General features: G+C 70.2%; 13 protein-coding genes, 1 tRNA gene and 1 riboswitch. Of the genes, 12 read left to right on the top strand and 2 right to left on the bottom strand.

All coding sequences use genetic code 11. From position 1 onward, the window contains the following. The first annotated feature begins 81 nt into the window (after positions 1-81). From ACIGXP_RS31385 to ACIGXP_RS31340, 10 genes are all read left to right on the top strand, one after another. A complete protein-coding gene (locus tag ACIGXP_RS31385) occupies positions 82-1,161 on the top strand; it encodes a nucleoside triphosphate pyrophosphohydrolase (RefSeq protein WP_399774070.1) in 1,080 nt (359 codons plus the stop codon). Further along, positions 1,158-2,480 (top strand): cytochrome P450, encoded by a 1,323-nt coding sequence (locus ACIGXP_RS31380; protein WP_399774067.1) that lies wholly within the window; start codon positions 1,158-1,160, stop codon positions 2,478-2,480. Before ACIGXP_RS31385 ends, ACIGXP_RS31380 begins: the two co-directional genes overlap by 4 nt. A gap of 150 nt (positions 2,481-2,630) precedes the next feature. Continuing rightward, entirely contained in the window at positions 2,631-3,782 is a 1,152-nt protein-coding gene (locus ACIGXP_RS31375) for a transglycosylase family protein (RefSeq protein WP_399774064.1), read from the top strand. A gap of 182 nt (positions 3,783-3,964) precedes the next feature. Continuing rightward, positions 3,965-4,138, top strand: a riboswitch (cyclic di-AMP (ydaO/yuaA leader). 4 nt (positions 4,139-4,142) lie between these two features. Then, positions 4,143-4,844 carry a transglycosylase family protein gene (locus ACIGXP_RS31370; protein ID WP_363215477.1) on the top strand — a complete coding sequence of 234 codons (702 nt, stop codon included), beginning with the start codon at positions 4,143-4,145 and terminating at the stop codon, positions 4,842-4,844. Positions 4,845-5,151: 307 nt separating this feature from the next. Beyond that, the gene (gene eno / locus ACIGXP_RS31365; RefSeq protein WP_363215478.1) at positions 5,152-6,459 is read left to right on the top strand and encodes a phosphopyruvate hydratase; all 1,308 of its coding nucleotides are present in this window, start codon (positions 5,152-5,154) and stop codon (positions 6,457-6,459) included. A gap of 118 nt (positions 6,460-6,577) precedes the next feature. Continuing rightward, positions 6,578-7,054, top strand: a complete 477-nt coding sequence (locus ACIGXP_RS31360; RefSeq protein WP_399774062.1) for a septum formation initiator family protein — start codon at positions 6,578-6,580, stop codon at positions 7,052-7,054. Between the two features lie 53 nt (positions 7,055-7,107). After that, on the top strand, positions 7,108-7,644 hold the full coding sequence (locus ACIGXP_RS31355) for a DUF501 domain-containing protein (RefSeq protein ID WP_399774059.1): 537 nt from the start codon (positions 7,108-7,110) through the stop codon (positions 7,642-7,644). Further along, positions 7,641-8,582 (top strand): exopolyphosphatase, encoded by a 942-nt coding sequence (locus tag ACIGXP_RS31350; RefSeq protein WP_399774056.1) that lies wholly within the window; start codon positions 7,641-7,643, stop codon positions 8,580-8,582. The genes ACIGXP_RS31355 and ACIGXP_RS31350 overlap by 4 nt, the downstream gene beginning before the upstream one ends. Before the next feature lie 445 nt (positions 8,583-9,027). After that, the gene (locus tag ACIGXP_RS31345) at positions 9,028-10,419 is read left to right on the top strand and encodes an NAD(P)/FAD-dependent oxidoreductase (protein ID WP_363215482.1); all 1,392 of its coding nucleotides are present in this window, start codon (positions 9,028-9,030) and stop codon (positions 10,417-10,419) included. 162 nt (positions 10,420-10,581) lie between these two features. Further along, a complete protein-coding gene (locus ACIGXP_RS31340) occupies positions 10,582-11,874 on the top strand; it encodes a class I SAM-dependent methyltransferase (RefSeq protein WP_399774052.1) in 1,293 nt (430 codons plus the stop codon). 72 nt (positions 11,875-11,946) lie between these two features. Here the strand turns inward: ACIGXP_RS31340 and ACIGXP_RS31335 are convergent, their stop codons facing one another. Together ACIGXP_RS31335 and ACIGXP_RS31330 are read right to left on the bottom strand one after the other, a co-directional pair. Beyond that, positions 11,947-14,475, bottom strand: coding sequence for an ABC transporter permease (locus tag ACIGXP_RS31335; protein WP_399774050.1), 2,529 nt, complete (start codon positions 14,473-14,475; stop codon positions 11,947-11,949). Beyond that, complete coding sequence (locus ACIGXP_RS31330) at positions 14,475-15,245, bottom strand: ABC transporter ATP-binding protein (RefSeq protein ID WP_363215485.1); 771 nt, start codon at positions 15,243-15,245, stop codon at positions 14,475-14,477. Before ACIGXP_RS31330 ends, ACIGXP_RS31335 begins: the two co-directional genes overlap by 1 nt. 465 nt (positions 15,246-15,710) lie before the next feature. Here ACIGXP_RS31330 and ACIGXP_RS31325 point away from each other — a divergent pair. Both ACIGXP_RS31325 and ACIGXP_RS31320 read left to right on the top strand, forming a co-directional pair. Beyond that, positions 15,711-15,797, top strand: a tRNA-Leu gene (locus ACIGXP_RS31325). Between the two features lie 266 nt (positions 15,798-16,063). Further along, a complete protein-coding gene (locus tag ACIGXP_RS31320; RefSeq protein WP_399774047.1) occupies positions 16,064-16,924 on the top strand; it encodes a Bax inhibitor-1/YccA family protein in 861 nt (286 codons plus the stop codon). The last annotated feature ends 12 nt before the right edge of the window (positions 16,925-16,936 follow it).

The raw sequence follows: 16,936 nt of genomic DNA, 5'->3' as shown, positions 1-16,936 counted from the left end.
TACGTTCGAGGGCAACGCATCAGTCATACGATCACACGATCACCCCCGCCCTGTGGACAACCCGATCCGCTCCCTCCCGCCGTGGGTTACGTTCGGATCGTGAACGCATCCAGCTCCGACCTCGCCGCCACGCCCGACCCCGGCCGCATCGTCCTGCTCACCACCAGCCACCGCGTCGCCCCCGGCCTGCTGTCCTGGCCCGCCTGGCAGGTCCTGCGCGCCGCCGATGCCGTGCTGTGCGCGGACGGGGCGCACCCGCAGCTGCCGTATCTGCGCGAGGCCGGAACAGCCGTGCAGGAGGCGTCCCCCACCGCGCAGGAGCTGGTCGACGCCTGCGCGGGAGGGCGGACCGTGGTGGTCGTGGCCACCGGTGAGGGAGAGCCCGCGCTCACCGACGGCCTGGCCCGGCTGGCCGGCTCCGGCCGCGTCTCCATGCCGGAGCTGGAGCTGCTGCCGGCCTCCTACGACCTGCCCGGCGCCCGCCTGCTGGACCTCGTGCAGGTCATGGACCGCATTCGCGCCGAATGCCCCTGGTCGTCCCGGCAGACCCACGAGGGCCTCGCCAAGTACGGCATCGAGGAGGCGTACGAGCTGGTCGAGGCGATCGAGGCCGGCGACCGGGAGGAGCTGCGCGAGGAGCTGGGTGACGTCCTGCTCCAGGTCGTCTTCCACGCCCGGATCGCCGAGGAGCACCCGGAGGCGCCGTTCTCCGTCGACGACGTGGCCAGCGGCATCGTCGCCAAGCTCGTCCACCGGCACCCGCATGTCTTCGGTGACGAGAAGGCCGAGACGCCGGAGGACGTCAAGGAGCACTGGCTGCGCACCAAGGCCGAGGAGAAGCAGCGCACATCGGTCACGGAGGGCGTTCCGCTCGGCCAGCCCGGACTGGCCCTCGCCGCCAAGCTCGCCTCCCGCGCCCGGACGGCCGGCCTCGACGTCCGCCTGCCGCGCGGCGAGGGCATCGGCTACGAACTGCTCGCCCTGGCGGTCCGTGCCGAGGCGGACGGTGTGGACCCGGAGGCGGCCCTGCGGGCGGCGGCGCGGGCCTACCGGGACGCGATACGGGAGGCGGAGGGTGCCGGGACCGAGGCGATACGCGCGGCCCGCGACGGCCACCGGGACGCGGAGGCCCACCCGGGTGCGGATACGGTCGGGGAGTGACCGACCAGCACCATCCCCGGACCGCCCCCGGCTCCACCACGGACTCCGCCCCGGACTCCGCTCCGGCCCTGTTCACCTGGGAGTTCGCCACCGACCCCTACCCCGCCTACGCCTGGCTGCGCGAGCACGCGCCGGTGCACCGGACACGGTTGCCCAGCGGGGTCGAGGCCTGGCTGGTCACCCGGTACGCCGACGCCAGGCAGGCGCTGGCCGACCAGCGGCTGAGCAAGAACCCGGCACATCACGACGAGCCCGCGCACGCCAAGGGCAAGACCGGCATCCCCGGCGAGCGCAAGGCCGAGCTGATGACCCATCTGCTGAACATCGACCCGCCGGACCACACCCGGCTGCGCCGGCTGGTCAGCAAGGCGTTCACCCCGCGCCGGGTCGCCGAGTTCGCGCCCCGGGTGCAGGAGCTGACCGACCGTCTCATCGACCGGTTCGCCGCGACCGGCTCGGCCGACCTCATCCACGAGTTCGCGTTCCCGCTGCCCATCTACGCCATCTGCGACCTGCTCGGTGTCCCGCGCGAGGACCAGGACGACTTCCGGGACTGGGCGGGCATGATGATCCGGCACGGCGGAGGGCCGCGGGGCGGGGTCGCCCGGTCCGTCAAGAAGATGCGCGGCTACCTCGCCGAGCTGATCCACAGGAAGCGCGAGGCGCTGCCCGCCGAGCCCGCGCCCGGTGAGGACCTCATCTCCGGCCTCATCCGGGCCTCCGACCACGGCGAGCACCTCACCGAGAACGAGGCCGCGGCGATGGCGTTCATCCTGCTGTTCGCCGGCTTCGAGACGACCGTCAACCTCATCGGCAACGGCACCTACGCCCTGCTCACCCACCCCGGGCAGCGTGCGCGGCTGCAGGACTGCCTGGCCGAGGGGAAGAGGGAGCTGCTGGAGACCGGGGTGGAGGAACTCCTGCGCTACGACGGCCCGGTGGAGCTGGCCACCTGGCGGTTCGCCACCGAGCCGCTCACCATCGGCGGACAGGACATCGCGCCGGGGGACCCGGTGCTCGTGGTGCTCGCGGCGGCCGACCGGGACCCGGAGCGGTTTTCCGACCCGGACGTCCTGGACCTCGCCCGCCGCGACAACCAGCACCTCGGCTACGGCCACGGCATCCACTACTGCCTCGGCGCGCCGCTCGCCCGGCTGGAGGGCCAGACCGCGCTCGCCACCCTGCTCACCCGGCTGCCCGACCTGCGGCTCGCCGTGGACCCGGAGGAGTTGCGCTGGCGCGGCGGGCTCATCATGCGCGGCCTGCGCACCCTGCCGGTCGAGTTCACCCCGGCGGCCGGCACAGCAGCGGAAGGCTGAACGTGAAGGGCATTCAACTTTGTGATCTTCACGTGATCTGCGCGGCATTAACTTGTGACAAGTGATCGTCTGCCGATACGTTCACCCATCAGCGTGGCGAAGGATTTCAGCGCGCCGCGCCGGTCCTGCTGTCGCACGAAAGGCTTCCGCATGCTCTCCGGGAACGGTCGTCACCGTCGCCCCCGTCAGGCTCCGGCCCTCCTCGTCGCAGCCGGAGTGACCGGCTCGGCCATCGCGATCCCGCTGCTCGGCGCCGCGAGTGCCAACGCGGCCGACGGCACCACCTGGGACAAGGTCGCCGAGTGCGAGAGCGGCGGTTCCTGGAGCGCGGACACCGGGAACGGCTACTACGGCGGCCTGCAGATCTCCTTGGACGACTGGGGCAAGTACGGCGGCACGCAGTACGCCGACAGCGCCGACCAGGCCAGCCGCTCGCAGCAGATAGCCGTCGCCGAGAAGATCCTGGCCGACCAGGGCACCAGGCCGTGGGCCACCTGCGCCGTGCTCTCCGGACTGACCTCCGACTCCGGTTCGGTCGATGTCGACACCGGCGTCGGCAACCCCGGCGACACCGGTGGGTCGGGTGACACCGGTGGCCCGGGTGACACCTCCGGCTCGGCCGGCAGCTCCGACTCGTCCGGTCTGCCGGATTCGTCCGCGTCCAACTCCGGGACCGGCTCCGGATCCGGTTCCGGTTCTCACTCGGGCACCGACTCGGGCGCCAACTCCGCCTCCGGTTCGGACTCCTCCGGTCCGGATTCCTCGGGCCCCGATTCCTCCGGCTCCCCCTCGGGTTCCGGCGCCTCGCCGTCTCCGCACCAGAGCCACCACGCCACGAAGACCCCGGACGCGACCGGCGGCCCCACCGGAACCGGCAACCCCAAGTCCGACAAGACCGACACGCCCGGCTCGTCCGGCAATGGCGACTCGCAGGGCGGCGACAGCTCGCCGACGGCAACCCCCGGTACCGACGAATCGGACAATTACCAGCAGCCCGCCGGTTCTTGGAGTCTGGTCGACACCGGCGCGCTCAGCAGTGGCGGACGTCACCGCGGTGACAGTGCGGACGAAAGCGTGACAAACGGTCAGAGCGCCCCCTCTTCCGGCCGTCATGCCGGCCGTGCGGCGGACACCTACACCGTGCGCGAGGGGGACACCCTCGCCTCCATCGCCGACTCCCTGGGCGTCGACGGCGGATGGCATGCGCTCTACGACGGGAACAAGGGCGTCATCGGCGCCGACCCGAACCACATCACCGCCGGTCAGACCCTGGAAGTCGGTTCCGAAAAGGGTGCAAAGTAGCGGCAGTTGACGCCCTGTTTCGCCGTTGATGTCCGATTCGGTGAAAGTGTGGGATGAGTCTCAGAAGCCCTGATCGTCTTTGAAATTCCCCCGATCACGTGTCTACGGTCAGGACCGCTCGTCACCACGAGCCCCGGCAGTCGCAACGCCGAATCCTGCCAGCGGTTGCCCGGGAACAGTCGTCGCGTCAAGCGCCGTGGGCAGGAGCGGGGGACCCAAGGTAAGTGCCGGTCCCGGCGGTTGACGCCGGCACCGGCTGGGGGTGAAGCCGCACCTCGCGCAAGCGAGCGTGCGGCCGGGCAACTCAACCGGCCCGAACCCGACAGCTCACCTCGCAGGCGTCGGTGAGGGGATCGATCCATGCTGTTCTCCGGCAAGGGCAAGCACCGTCGTCCGTCCAAGGCCGTCCGCGCCATCACGCTCGCCGGTGTCACCGGCGCCGCCGTCGCCGCCCCGCTGATGGCGGCCGGCAACGCCTCCGCCGCCACCGCCTCCGAGTGGGACGCGGTCGCCCAGTGCGAGTCGGGCGGCAACTGGTCCATCAACACCGGCAACGGCTTCTACGGCGGTCTGCAGTTCTCCGCCTCCACCTGGGCCGCGTACGGCGGCACCGCCTACGCCCCGCAGGCCAACCAGGCCACCAAGGCGCAGCAGATAGCCGTCGCCGAGAAGGTCCTCGCCGCGCAGGGCAAGGGCGCCTGGCCGGTCTGCGGCACGGGCCTGTCGAGCGCCGCCTACAACGGCTCCGCGCCCAGCACCACTTCGAACACCACCTCGTCGAAGACCACCGCGCCCAGCACCACCACGCGCTCCGACCAGCAGGCCGCCTCCCGCTCCGCCGAGCGCACGGCCCCGTCCGCGAGCAAGACCGTCACCACCCCGACCGGCAAGAAGGTCAAGAAGGGCGACGGCGAGTACAAGGTCGTCACGGGCGACACCCTCAGCACCATCGCCGAGAAGCACCACGTCGCCGGCGGCTGGCAGAAGCTGTTCAAGCTGAACAAGGACATCGTCGAGGACGCCAACCTCATCTACCCGGGCCAGCAGCTGCACCTGAAGTAAGCGACAGCGGCCTTCGGGTCCGCCCTCCGTCCCCACGGGCTCCCCGCCCCGGCGCGTGTTCCCCCGTACGCGCCGGGGCGGGGTCTTTTCTGCGCCCCGCCTTTTCCGTGCGCCGCTCGCCTTTTCTGTGTGCCCTCTGCATCCACCCTTTGTTCCGCACGTGAACAATGGGTACCGTCTGCGTGTCCTCCCCGTCCACGGGACGGTCGGTCGGTGGCCGATCCCCCGGAGACGGTTAGGCTCTAGTCGCAAGGCGCAGCCGTAAGGCAGCAAGCCCCGCACTTCCAGCGTCACATCCAAGAAGGAGATGCTCGTGCCGTCCATCGACGTCGTCGTAGCCCGGGAAATCCTGGACTCCCGAGGCAACCCCACGGTCGAGGTCGAGGTCGGCCTCGACGACGGCAGCACGGGTCGTGCCGCCGTCCCGTCCGGCGCCTCGACCGGCGCCTTCGAGGCCATCGAGCTGCGCGACGGTGACCCCAACCGTTACCAGGGCAAGGGCGTCGAGAAGGCCGTCCTCGCCGTCATCGAGCAGATCGGCCCGGAGCTGGTCGGCTACGACGCCACCGAGCAGCGCCTGATCGACCAGGCCATGTTCGACCTGGACGCCACCGACAACAAGGGCTCCCTCGGCGCCAACGCCATCCTCGGTGTCTCCCTCGCCGTCGCCCACGCCGCCTCCGAGGCCTCCGACCTCCCCCTCTTCCGCTACCTGGGCGGCCCGAACGCGCACCTGCTGCCGGTGCCGATGATGAACATCCTCAATGGCGGCTCGCACGCGGACTCCAACGTGGACATCCAGGAGTTCATGATCGCCCCGATCGGCGCGGAGTCCTTCTCCGAGGCGCTGCGCTGGGGCACCGAGGTCTACCACACCCTGAAGAAGGTCCTGAAGAGCAAGGGCCTGTCCACCGGTCTGGGCGACGAGGGCGGCTTCGCCCCGAACCTCGGCTCCAACCGTGAGGCCCTCGACCTCATCCTTGAGGCGATCAAGGAGGCCGGCTACGTCCCCGGCCAGCAGATCGCCCTCGCGCTCGACGTGGCCGCCTCCGAGTTCTACAAGGACGGCACGTACCTCTTCGAGGGCAAGGAGCGCTCCGCCGCCGAGATGACGGAGTACTACGAGGAGCTCGTGGCGGCCTACCCGCTCGTCTCCATCGAGGACCCGCTGTTCGAGGACGACTGGGCCGGCTGGAAGGTCATCACCGACCGTCTGGGCGACAAGGTCCAGCTGGTCGGCGACGACCTGTTCGTCACCAACCCGGAGCGCCTGGCCCGCGGCATCGAGGAGGGCACCGCCAACGCCCTGCTGGTCAAGGTCAACCAGATCGGCTCGCTGACCGAGACCCTGGACGCCGTCGAGCTGGCCCAGCGCAACGGCTTCAAGTGCATGATGTCCCACCGCTCCGGCGAGACCGAGGACGTCACCATCGCCGACCTCGCCGTCGCCACCAACTGCGGCCAGATCAAGACCGGCGCCCCGGCCCGCTCCGAGCGCGTCGCCAAGTACAACCAGCTGCTGCGCATCGAGGAGATCCTCGACGACGCCGCGGTGTACGCGGGCCGCAGCGCGTTCCCGCGCTTCCGCGGCCACATCGAGGTCTCCAAGGGCTGACGCAACCTGGGCTAAGTCTTAGCCAGTCATACGTACGTCCCCGTACCCGGTCCCGTACCGTGTCCGGGGACGTACGCACGTGTGTGAAGCGCAGGGCAAGGGGAGGCGGGAGAGCCACATGGCCGTGAAGGACCGGGACCGTTTCTCCACCGCGACCAGGCTGCGGCTGCTCGGCGAGCAGACGGCGGCCCGGGTCTACCGCTCCCAGACCAAGCGGCAGGCCCGTCGCTCCCGGCTCACCGGCCGGGCGGCGCTGCTCGCGCTGGTGCTGTGCTCGATGATCGTCGCGCTCGCCTACCCGATGCGGCAGTACGTCTCCCAGCGCGCGGAGATCGCCGACCTCCAGCGGCAGCAGGACCAGGCCCGCAAGCGGGTGGAGCAGCTGCGCGACCTCAAGGCACGCTGGCAGGACGACTCCTACGCCGAGCAGCAGATCCGGCGCCGGCTGCACTATGTGAAGCCCGGCGAGACCGGGTACGTGGTCGTCGACCCGGGCACGGCCCAGCAGTCCCGCGCCGACCTCGGGGCCGCCCACCGGCCCTGGTACGCGAACGTCTGGGACGGGGTCGACAAGTCCGACGCCTCCGACCAGTGAGCAGTAACTCCGGCCTTTGGCCGTGACCGACAGAAAGCCTTCGAAGAGCAGCCATGGAAACGCCCCCGCCGCCGACTTCGCGCACCGAGCCCACCGACGCGGACGTCGAGGCCTTCAAGCAGCAGCTCGGCCGCCCGCCGCGGGGCCTGCGGGCCATCGCGCACCGTTGCCCGTGCGGCCAGCCGGACGTCGTGGAGACCGCACCGCGGCTGCCCGACGGCACACCCTTCCCGACGCTGTACTACCTCACGTGCCCGAAGGCGTCCTCCGCCATCGGCACGCTGGAGGCGAACGGCGTGATGAAGGAGATGTCCGAGCGGCTGCAGACGGACCCCGAGCTGGCCGCCGCCTACCGGGCCGCGCACGAGGACTACGTCCGGCGCCGGGACGAGATCGAGGAGCTGACGGGCTTCCCGAGCGCGGGCGGTATGCCGGACCGGGTCAAGTGCCTGCACGTCCTGGTGGCCCACTCGCTGGCCGCCGGCCCCGGCGTGAACCCGCTCGGCGACGAGGCGATCGCCATGCTGCCGGAGTGGTGGAGCAAGGGTGCCTGTGTGACGCTCCAGCACACCGAGGGGGACGAGAAGTGACGCGGGTCGCCGCCGTCGACTGCGGTACGAACTCCATCCGCCTGCTGGTCGCCGATGTGCACCCCGGCACCGGCGAACTCGTCGAGCTGGACCGCCGGATGACGATCGTGCGGCTCGGCCAGGGCGTCGACCGCACCGGCCGGCTCGCCCCGGAGGCGCTGGAGCGCACGTTCGCGGCCTGCCGTGAGTACGCGGCCGTGATCAAGGAGCACGGTGCCGAGCGGCTGCGTTTCGTGGCCACCTCCGCCTCCCGCGACGCCGAGAACCGGGACGACTTCGTGCGCGGCGTGCTGGACATCCTCGGGGTCGAGCCGGAGGTCATCAGCGGCGACCAGGAGGCGGAGTTCTCCTTCACCGGCGCGACCAGGGAGCTGACGGGGCGGGACGACCTCACCAGGCCCTACCTCGTCGTGGACATCGGCGGCGGTTCCACCGAGTTCGTCGTCGGTGACGACCATGTCCGGGCGGCGCGTTCGGTGGACGTCGGCTGCGTGCGGATGACGGAACGTCACCTGGTGCACGACGGCAAGGTCGCCGACCCGCCCACCGAGGAGCAGATCGCCGCGATGAGGGCCGACATCGAGGCCGCCCTGGACCTCGCGGAGCAGACGGTCCCGCTGCGCGAGGCGCACACCCTGGTGGGCCTGGCCGGCTCGGTCACCACCGTCTCCGCGATCGCCCAGGAGCTGCCCGAGTACGACTCCGCGCGCATCCACCACTCCCGGATCTCCCGCGACCGCGTCCGTGAGATCACCGCGTGGCTGCTGCGCTCGACGCACGCGGAGCGCGCCGCGGTCCCGTCGATGCACCCCGGCCGGGTCGACGTCATCGGCGCGGGTGCCCTGGTCCTGCTCGCGATCATGGAGCGGATCGGCGCCGAGGAGGTCGTCGTCAGCGAGCACGACATCCTCGACGGCATCGCGTGGTCGGTGGCGTAGCTCTCTTTTGTTACTCGCGGGTAGCCGCCTGCTGAGCAGGTCGGATAACGTTTGAGCGGTGGTGAGGGGCCCTTCGGGGCCCCTCTGTCGCAACCGCACCGGAAAAGTTCGTGAAGTTCTTCACAAGGAATTCGGCCCGGTCGGGTCACAGAAGGGTGTCCGTTGGCCCTTTCGGGGGCCCAAGACGCCTTTGAACATGTTCAGATGAGGGTCGTGCGACACCTGCGGATCGCGTGGCGACGGAGGTGTTGCGAAGCGCTCACACACCGGCTTGCGGCCGAGAGAGGCAGCTCACGCGGCATTGACAACGGCTCCGAGGGTGCTGCGGTTCCCTTCGCCCGTCATGATCTGCGTCACGCGAGCCGCGGAGTGTAGCACAGGCCCTGCCGGAGCTTGTGAAGGGGCGCACGAGCGACCCCTCCGAGGCAGGGGGATACTCGATGGCATGAGCACCACGGAGCGTCCCAGGATCCTCGTAGTAGGCGGTGGGTACGTAGGCCTGTACGCAGCTCGGCGCATTCTCAAGAAGATGCGCTACGGCGAGGCGACCGTCACGGTCGTCGACCCCCGGTCGTACATGACCTACCAGCCCTTCCTCCCCGAAGCCGCCGCCGGCAACATCTCCCCTCGCCATGTCGTCGTGCCGCTGCGACGCGTGCTGCCGAAGGCGGAGGTCCTCACCGGCCGGGTCACCACCATCGACCAGGACCGCAAGGTCGCCACGATCGCCCCGCTGGTGGGCGAGGCGTACGAGCTGCCCTTCGACTACCTCGTCATCGCGCTCGGCGCGGTCTCCCGCACCTTCCCGATCCCCGGCCTCGCCGAGCAGGGCATCGGCATGAAGGGCATCGAGGAGTCCATCGGCCTGCGCAACCACGTCCTCGAGCAGCTCGACAAGGCCGACTCGACCACCGACGAGGAGATCCGCCGCAAGGCGCTCACCTTCGTCTTCATCGGCGGTGGCTTCGCGGGCGCGGAGACCATCGGCGAGGTCGAGGACATGGCCCGGGACGCGGCCAAGTACTACAAGAACGTGTCCCGTGAGGACATGCGCTTCATCCTGGTCGACGCCGCCGACAAGATCCTGCCCGAGGTCGGCCCCAAGCTCGGCCAGTACGGCAAGGAGCACCTGGAGGGCCGCGGTGTGGAGATCTACCTCTCCACCTCGATGGACTCCTGCGTCGACGGCCACGTGGTGCTGAAGAACGGCCTCGAGGTCGACTCGAACACGATCGTGTGGACCGCCGGCGTCAAGCCGAACCCGGCCCTCTCCCGCTTCGGTCTGCCGCTCGGCCCGCGCGGCCACGTCGACTGCGAGCCCACCCTCCAGGTCAAGGGCACGGACTACATCTGGGCCGCCGGCGACAACGCCCAGGTGCCGGACCTCGTCGGCCGCAAGGCGGGCAACGAGAACGCCTGGTGCCCGCCGAACGCCCAGCACGCGCTGCGCCAGGCCCGCGTCCTCGGCGACAACGTGGTCTCCGGCATGCGGGGCTTCCCGCAGAAGAACTACGAGCACGCCAACAAGGGTGCGGTCGCCGGTCTCGGCCTGCACAAGGGCGTGGCGATGATCGTCATGGGCAAGATGAAGATCAAGCTCAAGGGCCGCCTCGCCTGGTACATGCACCGCGGCTACCACGGCATGGCGATGCCGACCTGGAACCGCAAGATCCGCGTCTTCGCCGACTGGACGCTCGGCATGTTCCTCAAGCGCGAGGTCGTCTCCCTGGGCGCCATGGAGAACCCGCGCGAGGAGTTCTACGAGGCCGCCAAGCCCGCGCCGGTCGCCGCCGCGAGCACGGCCGACAAGACCGGGGCGAAGGCCAAGGCCTCCTGACCTCCCCCGGTCGCCGACCGATCCGAAGGACCTCCCGCCATCCGTGGTGCGGGGGGTCCTTCGGGCTTTTCCGGGAAAAACGGCCTGCGGGACTACTTTCAGTGGTCAGCGGTGTTTACCTGGTAACCGGCATCCGGGATCGTCGTCTTGGAGGTGTGCGTCATGGCCGACGCCGCATCGCGGCTGAGGAGTCTTGCCGAGCAGTTGCTGGGAGTCCCGCTCCCGGTCCGCCTGCGGGCCTGGGACGGTTCGCAGGCCGGGCCGCCGGACGCGCCGGCGCTCGTCGTGCGCAACCGCCGCGCCCTGCGCCGCATGCTGTTCAAGCCGGGCGAGCTGGGTGTCGCCCGCGCCTGGGTCTCCGGCGACCTGGAGATCGAGGGAGACCTGTACACCGCACTGGACGCGATGGCGGGTCTGTTGTGGGAGCGCGGGGAGGACGCCCGCGGTCTGATCGAGTCCGTGCGCGACCCCGCCGTACGGGCCGCCGTCCGTGAGCTGCTGAAGCTGGCGGGGCCGCCGATCCCGCCCGCCCCGCCGCGCGAGGAGGCCCGCAGGCCGCGCCGGAACCTGCACACCCGGCGCACCGACAAGCGGGCCATCAGCCACCACTACGACGTCGGCAACGACTTCTACGAGCTCGTCCTCGGCCCGTCCATGGTCTATTCATGCGCTTACTGGGAGGACGGCGGAACTCTGGAGAGCGCCCAGCGCGACAAGCTCGAACTCATCAGCCTCAAGCTCGGCCTGACACCGGGACAGCGGCTGCTGGACGTCGGCTGCGGGTGGGGCTCGATGGCCATCCACGCGGCCCGCGAGCACGGCGTGAGCGTCGTCGGGGTCACGCTGTCGCAGGAGCAGGCGGCGTACGCCCGTAAGCGCGTCGCCGACGAGGGGCTGACCGACCGGGTGGAGATCCGGGTCCAGGACTACCGGGACGTCACGGACGGCCCCTTCGACGCGATCTCCTCCATCGGCATGGCCGAGCACGTCGGCGCCGAACGCTATCTGGAGTACGCGCAGCAGCTGTACGGCCTGCTGAAGCCCGGCGGGCGGCTGCTCAACCACCAGATCGCCCGCCGCCCCCAGCACGACGAATCGTCGTACCGGGTGGACCCGTTCATCGACGCCTACGTCTTCCCGGACGGCGAACTGGCACCGATCGGCAGCACCGTCACCCAGCTGGAGCGCGCCGGGTTCGAGGTGCGGGACGTGGAGTCCATCCGGGAGCACTACGCCCGCACCCTGCGCCGCTGGGTGGCCAACCTGGAGGCGGACTGGGACCACGCGGTCCGCCTCACCAGCCCCGGCCGTGCCCGCGTCTGGCGGCTGTACATGGCCGCCTCGGCGCTCGCCTTCGAACGCAACCGGATCGGCGTCAACCAGGTCCTGGCGATCCGCGCACCGGAGTCCGGTGCCTCCGGGCTGCCGCTGCGCCCGCGCACCTGGCACGGCTGACCCGGGCCGAACGGCCGGCACGGCAGGGGCCCCCGCTCCGCGACCGGAACGGGGGCCCCTGCCGTCGTACGGCTACTCGGCCTTGATCGCCGCCAGCATGTTCAGCCGGGCCGCGCGCCGGGCCGGCCACAGGGCGGCCAGGACCCCGACCAGGCCCGCCAGCAGCAGGAAGACCGCCATCCGTCCCCAGGGCAGGACCAGTTCGTACGTCGGCATCTTCGTGCCCAGCAGCTCACCGGCCGCCCAGCCGAAGAACACGCCCAAACCGATGCCGAGCACGCCGCCGAACAGGGAGATCACCAGGGACTCCAGGCGGACCATGCGCTTGACCGCCCTGCGGTCCAGGCCGATCGCGCGGAGCATGCCGATCTCCTGGGAGCGCTCGAAGACCGACATGGCCAGGGTGTTGATGACCCCGAGGACCGCGACGATCACCGCCATGCCGAGCAGGCCGTAGAGCATGTTCAGCATCGTCGTGAACATCTTCGCGATGTCGTTGGAGATGTCCTGCTTGTCCTGGATCTTGATCGCCGGGTTCAGGCCGAGGGCCTTGGTCAGCCTGTCCTTGGCCGCGTCGGAGGCGCCGTCCGCCGTCTTGACCATGACCTGCATGTCGGCCGGGTCCCTCAGGTGCGGGGTGAGGACCTTGTTGTCGAGCATGATCCCGTTGATCATCTCGTTGCCCTCGTAGACACCGGCGACCGTCAGGGTGCGTGCCCTGCCGTCCTCGAAGTGCGCGGTGAAGTGCGAACCGGGCGTCCAGCCGTACTCCTTGGCCCGGTCCTTGTCCACGACGACCTGCGAGCCGCCCACCTCGAAGGTGCCGTCGTCCACCTTCAGGTCCGTCAGCTTGCCGATGGACGAACCGTTCACGCCGGTCAGGAACTCGGTCCTGCCGTCGATCCGGGACTCCGCGTTGCGCAGCGGGCTGCTGGCGGTGACACCCTCGGTGGCGGAGATCCTGTCCGCCACATCGGGGGAGAGCGGGCCGCGGTTGGCCATCGAGACGACGTAGTCCGCGCGGATCGCCGAGGAGGCCATCCTGTCGATGGACGTCTGCAGGCTGCCCGCCATCACCGTCATGCCGGTGATCAGGGTCAGGCCGATCATCAGCGCGGAGGCGGTGGCCGCCGTACGGCGCGGGTTGCGCACCGAGTTCTGGCGGGCCAGCTTGCCCGAGACGCCGAAGGCGCGCATGACCGGGGCGGCAGCCGCGATCAGCGGCCGGGACAGCAGCGGGGTCAGGATGAACACGCCGATGATCAGCAGGACCGCACCGATACCCATCGGGCCCTGCGCGGAGTCGGCGTCCATCGACGTGGCCGCGAGGACCACCGCGACACCGGCCGCCGCGAACAGCGCGCCGAGCGTGTTGCGCAGCACCAGCGACTTGGCCGTCGCCTTGGCGTGCACGCTGCTCATCGCCGCCACCGGCGGGATCTTCGCGGCGCGGCGGCCGGGCAGCCAGGCGGCCAGCATGGTGATGAGGATGCCGACCGCGAGAGCGGCCACCACGGTGCCGGGGCTGATCACCAGCGGCCCGTCCGGGACGCTCGCGCCGAAGGAACCCAGCAGGGAGCGCAGGCCCGCGCCGATGCCGATACCGGCGGCGAGCCCCGCCACTCCGGCGACCGCGCCGACCGCGAACGCCTCGACGAGCACCGAGCGGGTCACCTGGCGGCGGGAGGCACCGACCGCGCGCAGCAGGGCCAGTTCCCGGGTGCGCTGGGCGACCAGCATGGTGAAGGTGTTGGCGATGATGAACGTGCCGACGAACAGCGCGATGCCGGCGAACACCAGCAGGCTCTGCTTCAGGCTGCTCATCTGGTCGGAGATCATCTTCGCCTGGTCGTCGGCGAGCTGCTTGCCGGTGGTGGTCTCCACCAGGTGTGACGGCAGGGCCTTGTCCAGTTCGGCCTTCAGCGCGGACTGGCTGGTGCCGGACGCGGCCTTGACGTCGATCTCGTCGTACGTGCCCTTCTTGCCGAAGAGCTTCTGCGCCGTCGGCGTGTCGAACAGGGCGAGGCTGCCGCCGGCGGACACGTTGCCGTCGTCGGTGGTGAAGATGCCGGCGAGGGTCGGGGTGAGGACCGGGCCGTTCACCGACAGGCGCACGGTGTCGCCGACCTGGTAGCCGGCGCGCTTCGCGGTCCTGGAGTCGAGCAGCACCTCGCCCCTGCCGTGCGGAGCGTGGCCGCCGACCAGCGGGTAACGGGCGTCCTTGGTGCCCCAGTAGTTGCCGCCGGCCGACTGCCAGTCGCCGCCGGCCAGCTTTCCGTCCTGGTCGGCGACGGCGGTGAAGCCGCTGACGACACCGGTCGCGGAGGCCGCGCCCCGGACCTTGCCGGCCTTGTCCAGCATGGCCCGGGTCAGCTCGGCCGTCCGGCCGACCTTGTCGCCCGTGGAGTCCTGGAACTTCGGCCGTACGGCGACGTCGACCTGGTCGAAGCCCTTGGCGGAGCTCTTCTGGTAGGCGTCGGAGATGGTGTTGGTGAAGACGAGCGTCCCGGAGACGAAGGCCACGCCGAGCATGACGGCGAGCACGGTCATCAGCAGCCGGGCCTTGTGCGCGAGCACGTTGCGCAGGGCGGTGCGGAACATCAGCTGGTACGGCCCTTCGCGTCGAACTGCTTCATGAGGTCGAGGACGGAGTCGGCCGTGGGGCCGTGGATCTCGTCGACGATCCGGCCGTCGGCGAGGAAGACCACACGGTCGGCGTAGGCGGCGGCGACCGGGTCGTGGGTCACCATGACGACGGTCTGGCCCAGTTCGCGCACGGAGTTGCGCAGGAAGCCGAGCACCTCGGCGCCGGAGCGCGAGTCGAGGTTTCCGGTCGGCTCGTCACCGAAGATGATGTCGGGCTTGGAGGCGAGGGCACGGGCGACGGCCACGCGCTGCTGCTGACCGCCGGAGAGCTGCGAGGGCCGGTGGCTGAGCCGCCCGGACAGGCCGACCATCTGGATGACCTGGTCGAGCCACGCCTTGTCGGCCTTCCGGCCCGCGATGTCCATCGGCAGGGTGATGTTCTCCAGGGCGGTCAGCGTCGGCAGCAGGTTGAACGCCTGGAAGATGAAGCCGATCTTGTCCCGGCGGAGCCTGGTGAGCTGCTTGTCCTTCAGGGAGCCCAGCTCCGTGTCGCCGATGCGCACGGAACCGGAGGAGAAGGTGTCGAGGCCGGCCACGCAGTGCATCAGGGTGGACTTGCCCGAGCCGGACGGGCCCATGATCGCGGTGAACTCGGCCTGCCGGAAGTCGACGGAGACCCGGTCCAGGGCGACCACCCGGGTCTCACCCTGCCCGTAGATCTTCGACAGCTCCGTGGCGCGTGCGGCCACGGCGGTGGTCCGGCCGGCGGTGGGTGTGGTGGTCACGGGACGGTGCTCCTGTCGGGACGACGTGTGTTCCATGGGGGACCGCTCCATCGTCTCGGTGCCAGGGGCGCGTGGAGTCAGCCGCTGTTCCGGTTCCGGAGGGCGACTCGGGTCGGACGGGCGGGCGCCGTGTCATACCTGGGGAGGACGGCCGACCCTGAGAACCGACCCTGAGCACCGGCCCTGAGCACCGGCCCTGACAACGTGCGCGGCCGAACCGGTGTCGAACCGGTGTCGAACGATGTCGAGAACGGGTGGAACACCCTCGTTAGGACGGTGAAATTCCGTCATTCCACGTACGGCCGTACCCCCGTCACGGCACGCTGTTGGCAAGTGCGGATGGCCCGTTCCGCGGGCTGATGCACCCTCAGACGTCAATAAAATAAGACAACATCGGTCCGCCCGTCCGCTGTTCGGGGGATGCGTCCCGATAGGCTCGGACCTCGAAGCGGAGCCCAATGGCCTGCCCGGATGGTGGAATGCAGACACGGCGAGCTTAAACCTCGCTGCCCCTTCGCGGGCGTGCCGGTTCAAGTCCGGCTCCGGGCACCACCCGCGCCCCTGCGACAGGGGTTCAGCGCACGGCTCCCACCGGTGTGGCGCGCTCGCCCACGAGAAGGAGACCGGTTCCCCGGTCCGCATCGGTTAGGTCGCAGGTTCGTCAGGGAATGCGATCAGCCATGGCCGGGAATCACCGGCCGACGTAGCGTGTTGCGCAGCACGGCAGGGGAAAGATCCTCCTCAAGTATCATGGTCGGTCCTTTGCCAATCCATTACTCTTGAGCCAAGGCTGCGCACGGCAGCCGTGGAGGAGTGAAATGAGGAGCAGTAACCCGGTCTTCTCGCGACGGGGGTTCAGCCGCGACAACGGCTACGCCGGCTTCAACACCGCACCGCAGGCCGGGTACGCACAGGGCAACCCGTACGCGCAGAACCCCTACGCCCAGAACCCGTACGCCCAGCAGGGCGTCCAGTACGGCGCACCGCCCCAGGCCCCCGTCAGCACCGGCCGGATGACGATGGACGACGTCGTCGTCCGCTCGGCCATCACGCTCGGCACCGTCGCCGTCGGCGCCGTCCTCGCCTGGACGCTGCTGCCGGTCACGGCGACCGGCTTCGGCCTTGCCTTCGGCTCCGGGCTGGTCGCGATGGTCCTGGCGTTGGTCCAGAGCTTCAAGCGCACCCCGTCGCCCGCGCTGATCCTCGGGTACGCCGCCTTCGAGGGCATCTTCCTCGGGGTCGTCAGCGAGATCTACAACAGCCGCTGGCAGGGCGCACCTTTCCAGGCGGTGCTCGGCACCATGGCGGTCGCGGGCGCGACCCTGCTGGTCTACAAGGCCGGCTGGATCCGCGTCACCGCCCGCTACGCCCGCGTCGGCATCGCCATCGCCCTGGCCTTCCTGGTGGTCATGGCGGTCAATCTGCTCCTGGTCGTCACCGGTGTCGCCGCGGACGGCGGGCTGCGCAGCTTCGGCCCGCTGGGCGCGCTCGTCGGCATCTTCGCGATCCTGCTCGGCGCGTTCTTCCTGACCCTCGACTTCAAGCAGATCGAGGACGGCATCGCGTACGGCGCCCCGCGCAACGAGTCCTGGCTCGCCGCGTTCGGTCTCACCGTGCATCTGGTGTGGATCTACCTGGAGATGCTGCGTCTGGTGGCGATCTTCACCAACAACGACTAGCGTCCGCGCCGG

It is taken from the genome of Streptomyces sp. NPDC053069 (genome assembly GCF_044546895.1).
Taxonomy (GTDB): Bacteria; Actinomycetota; Actinomycetes; order Streptomycetales; family Streptomycetaceae; genus Streptomyces.
Note: the sequence above shows the minus strand (reverse complement) of the source record. Positions and strands in the feature narration are given on the sequence as shown.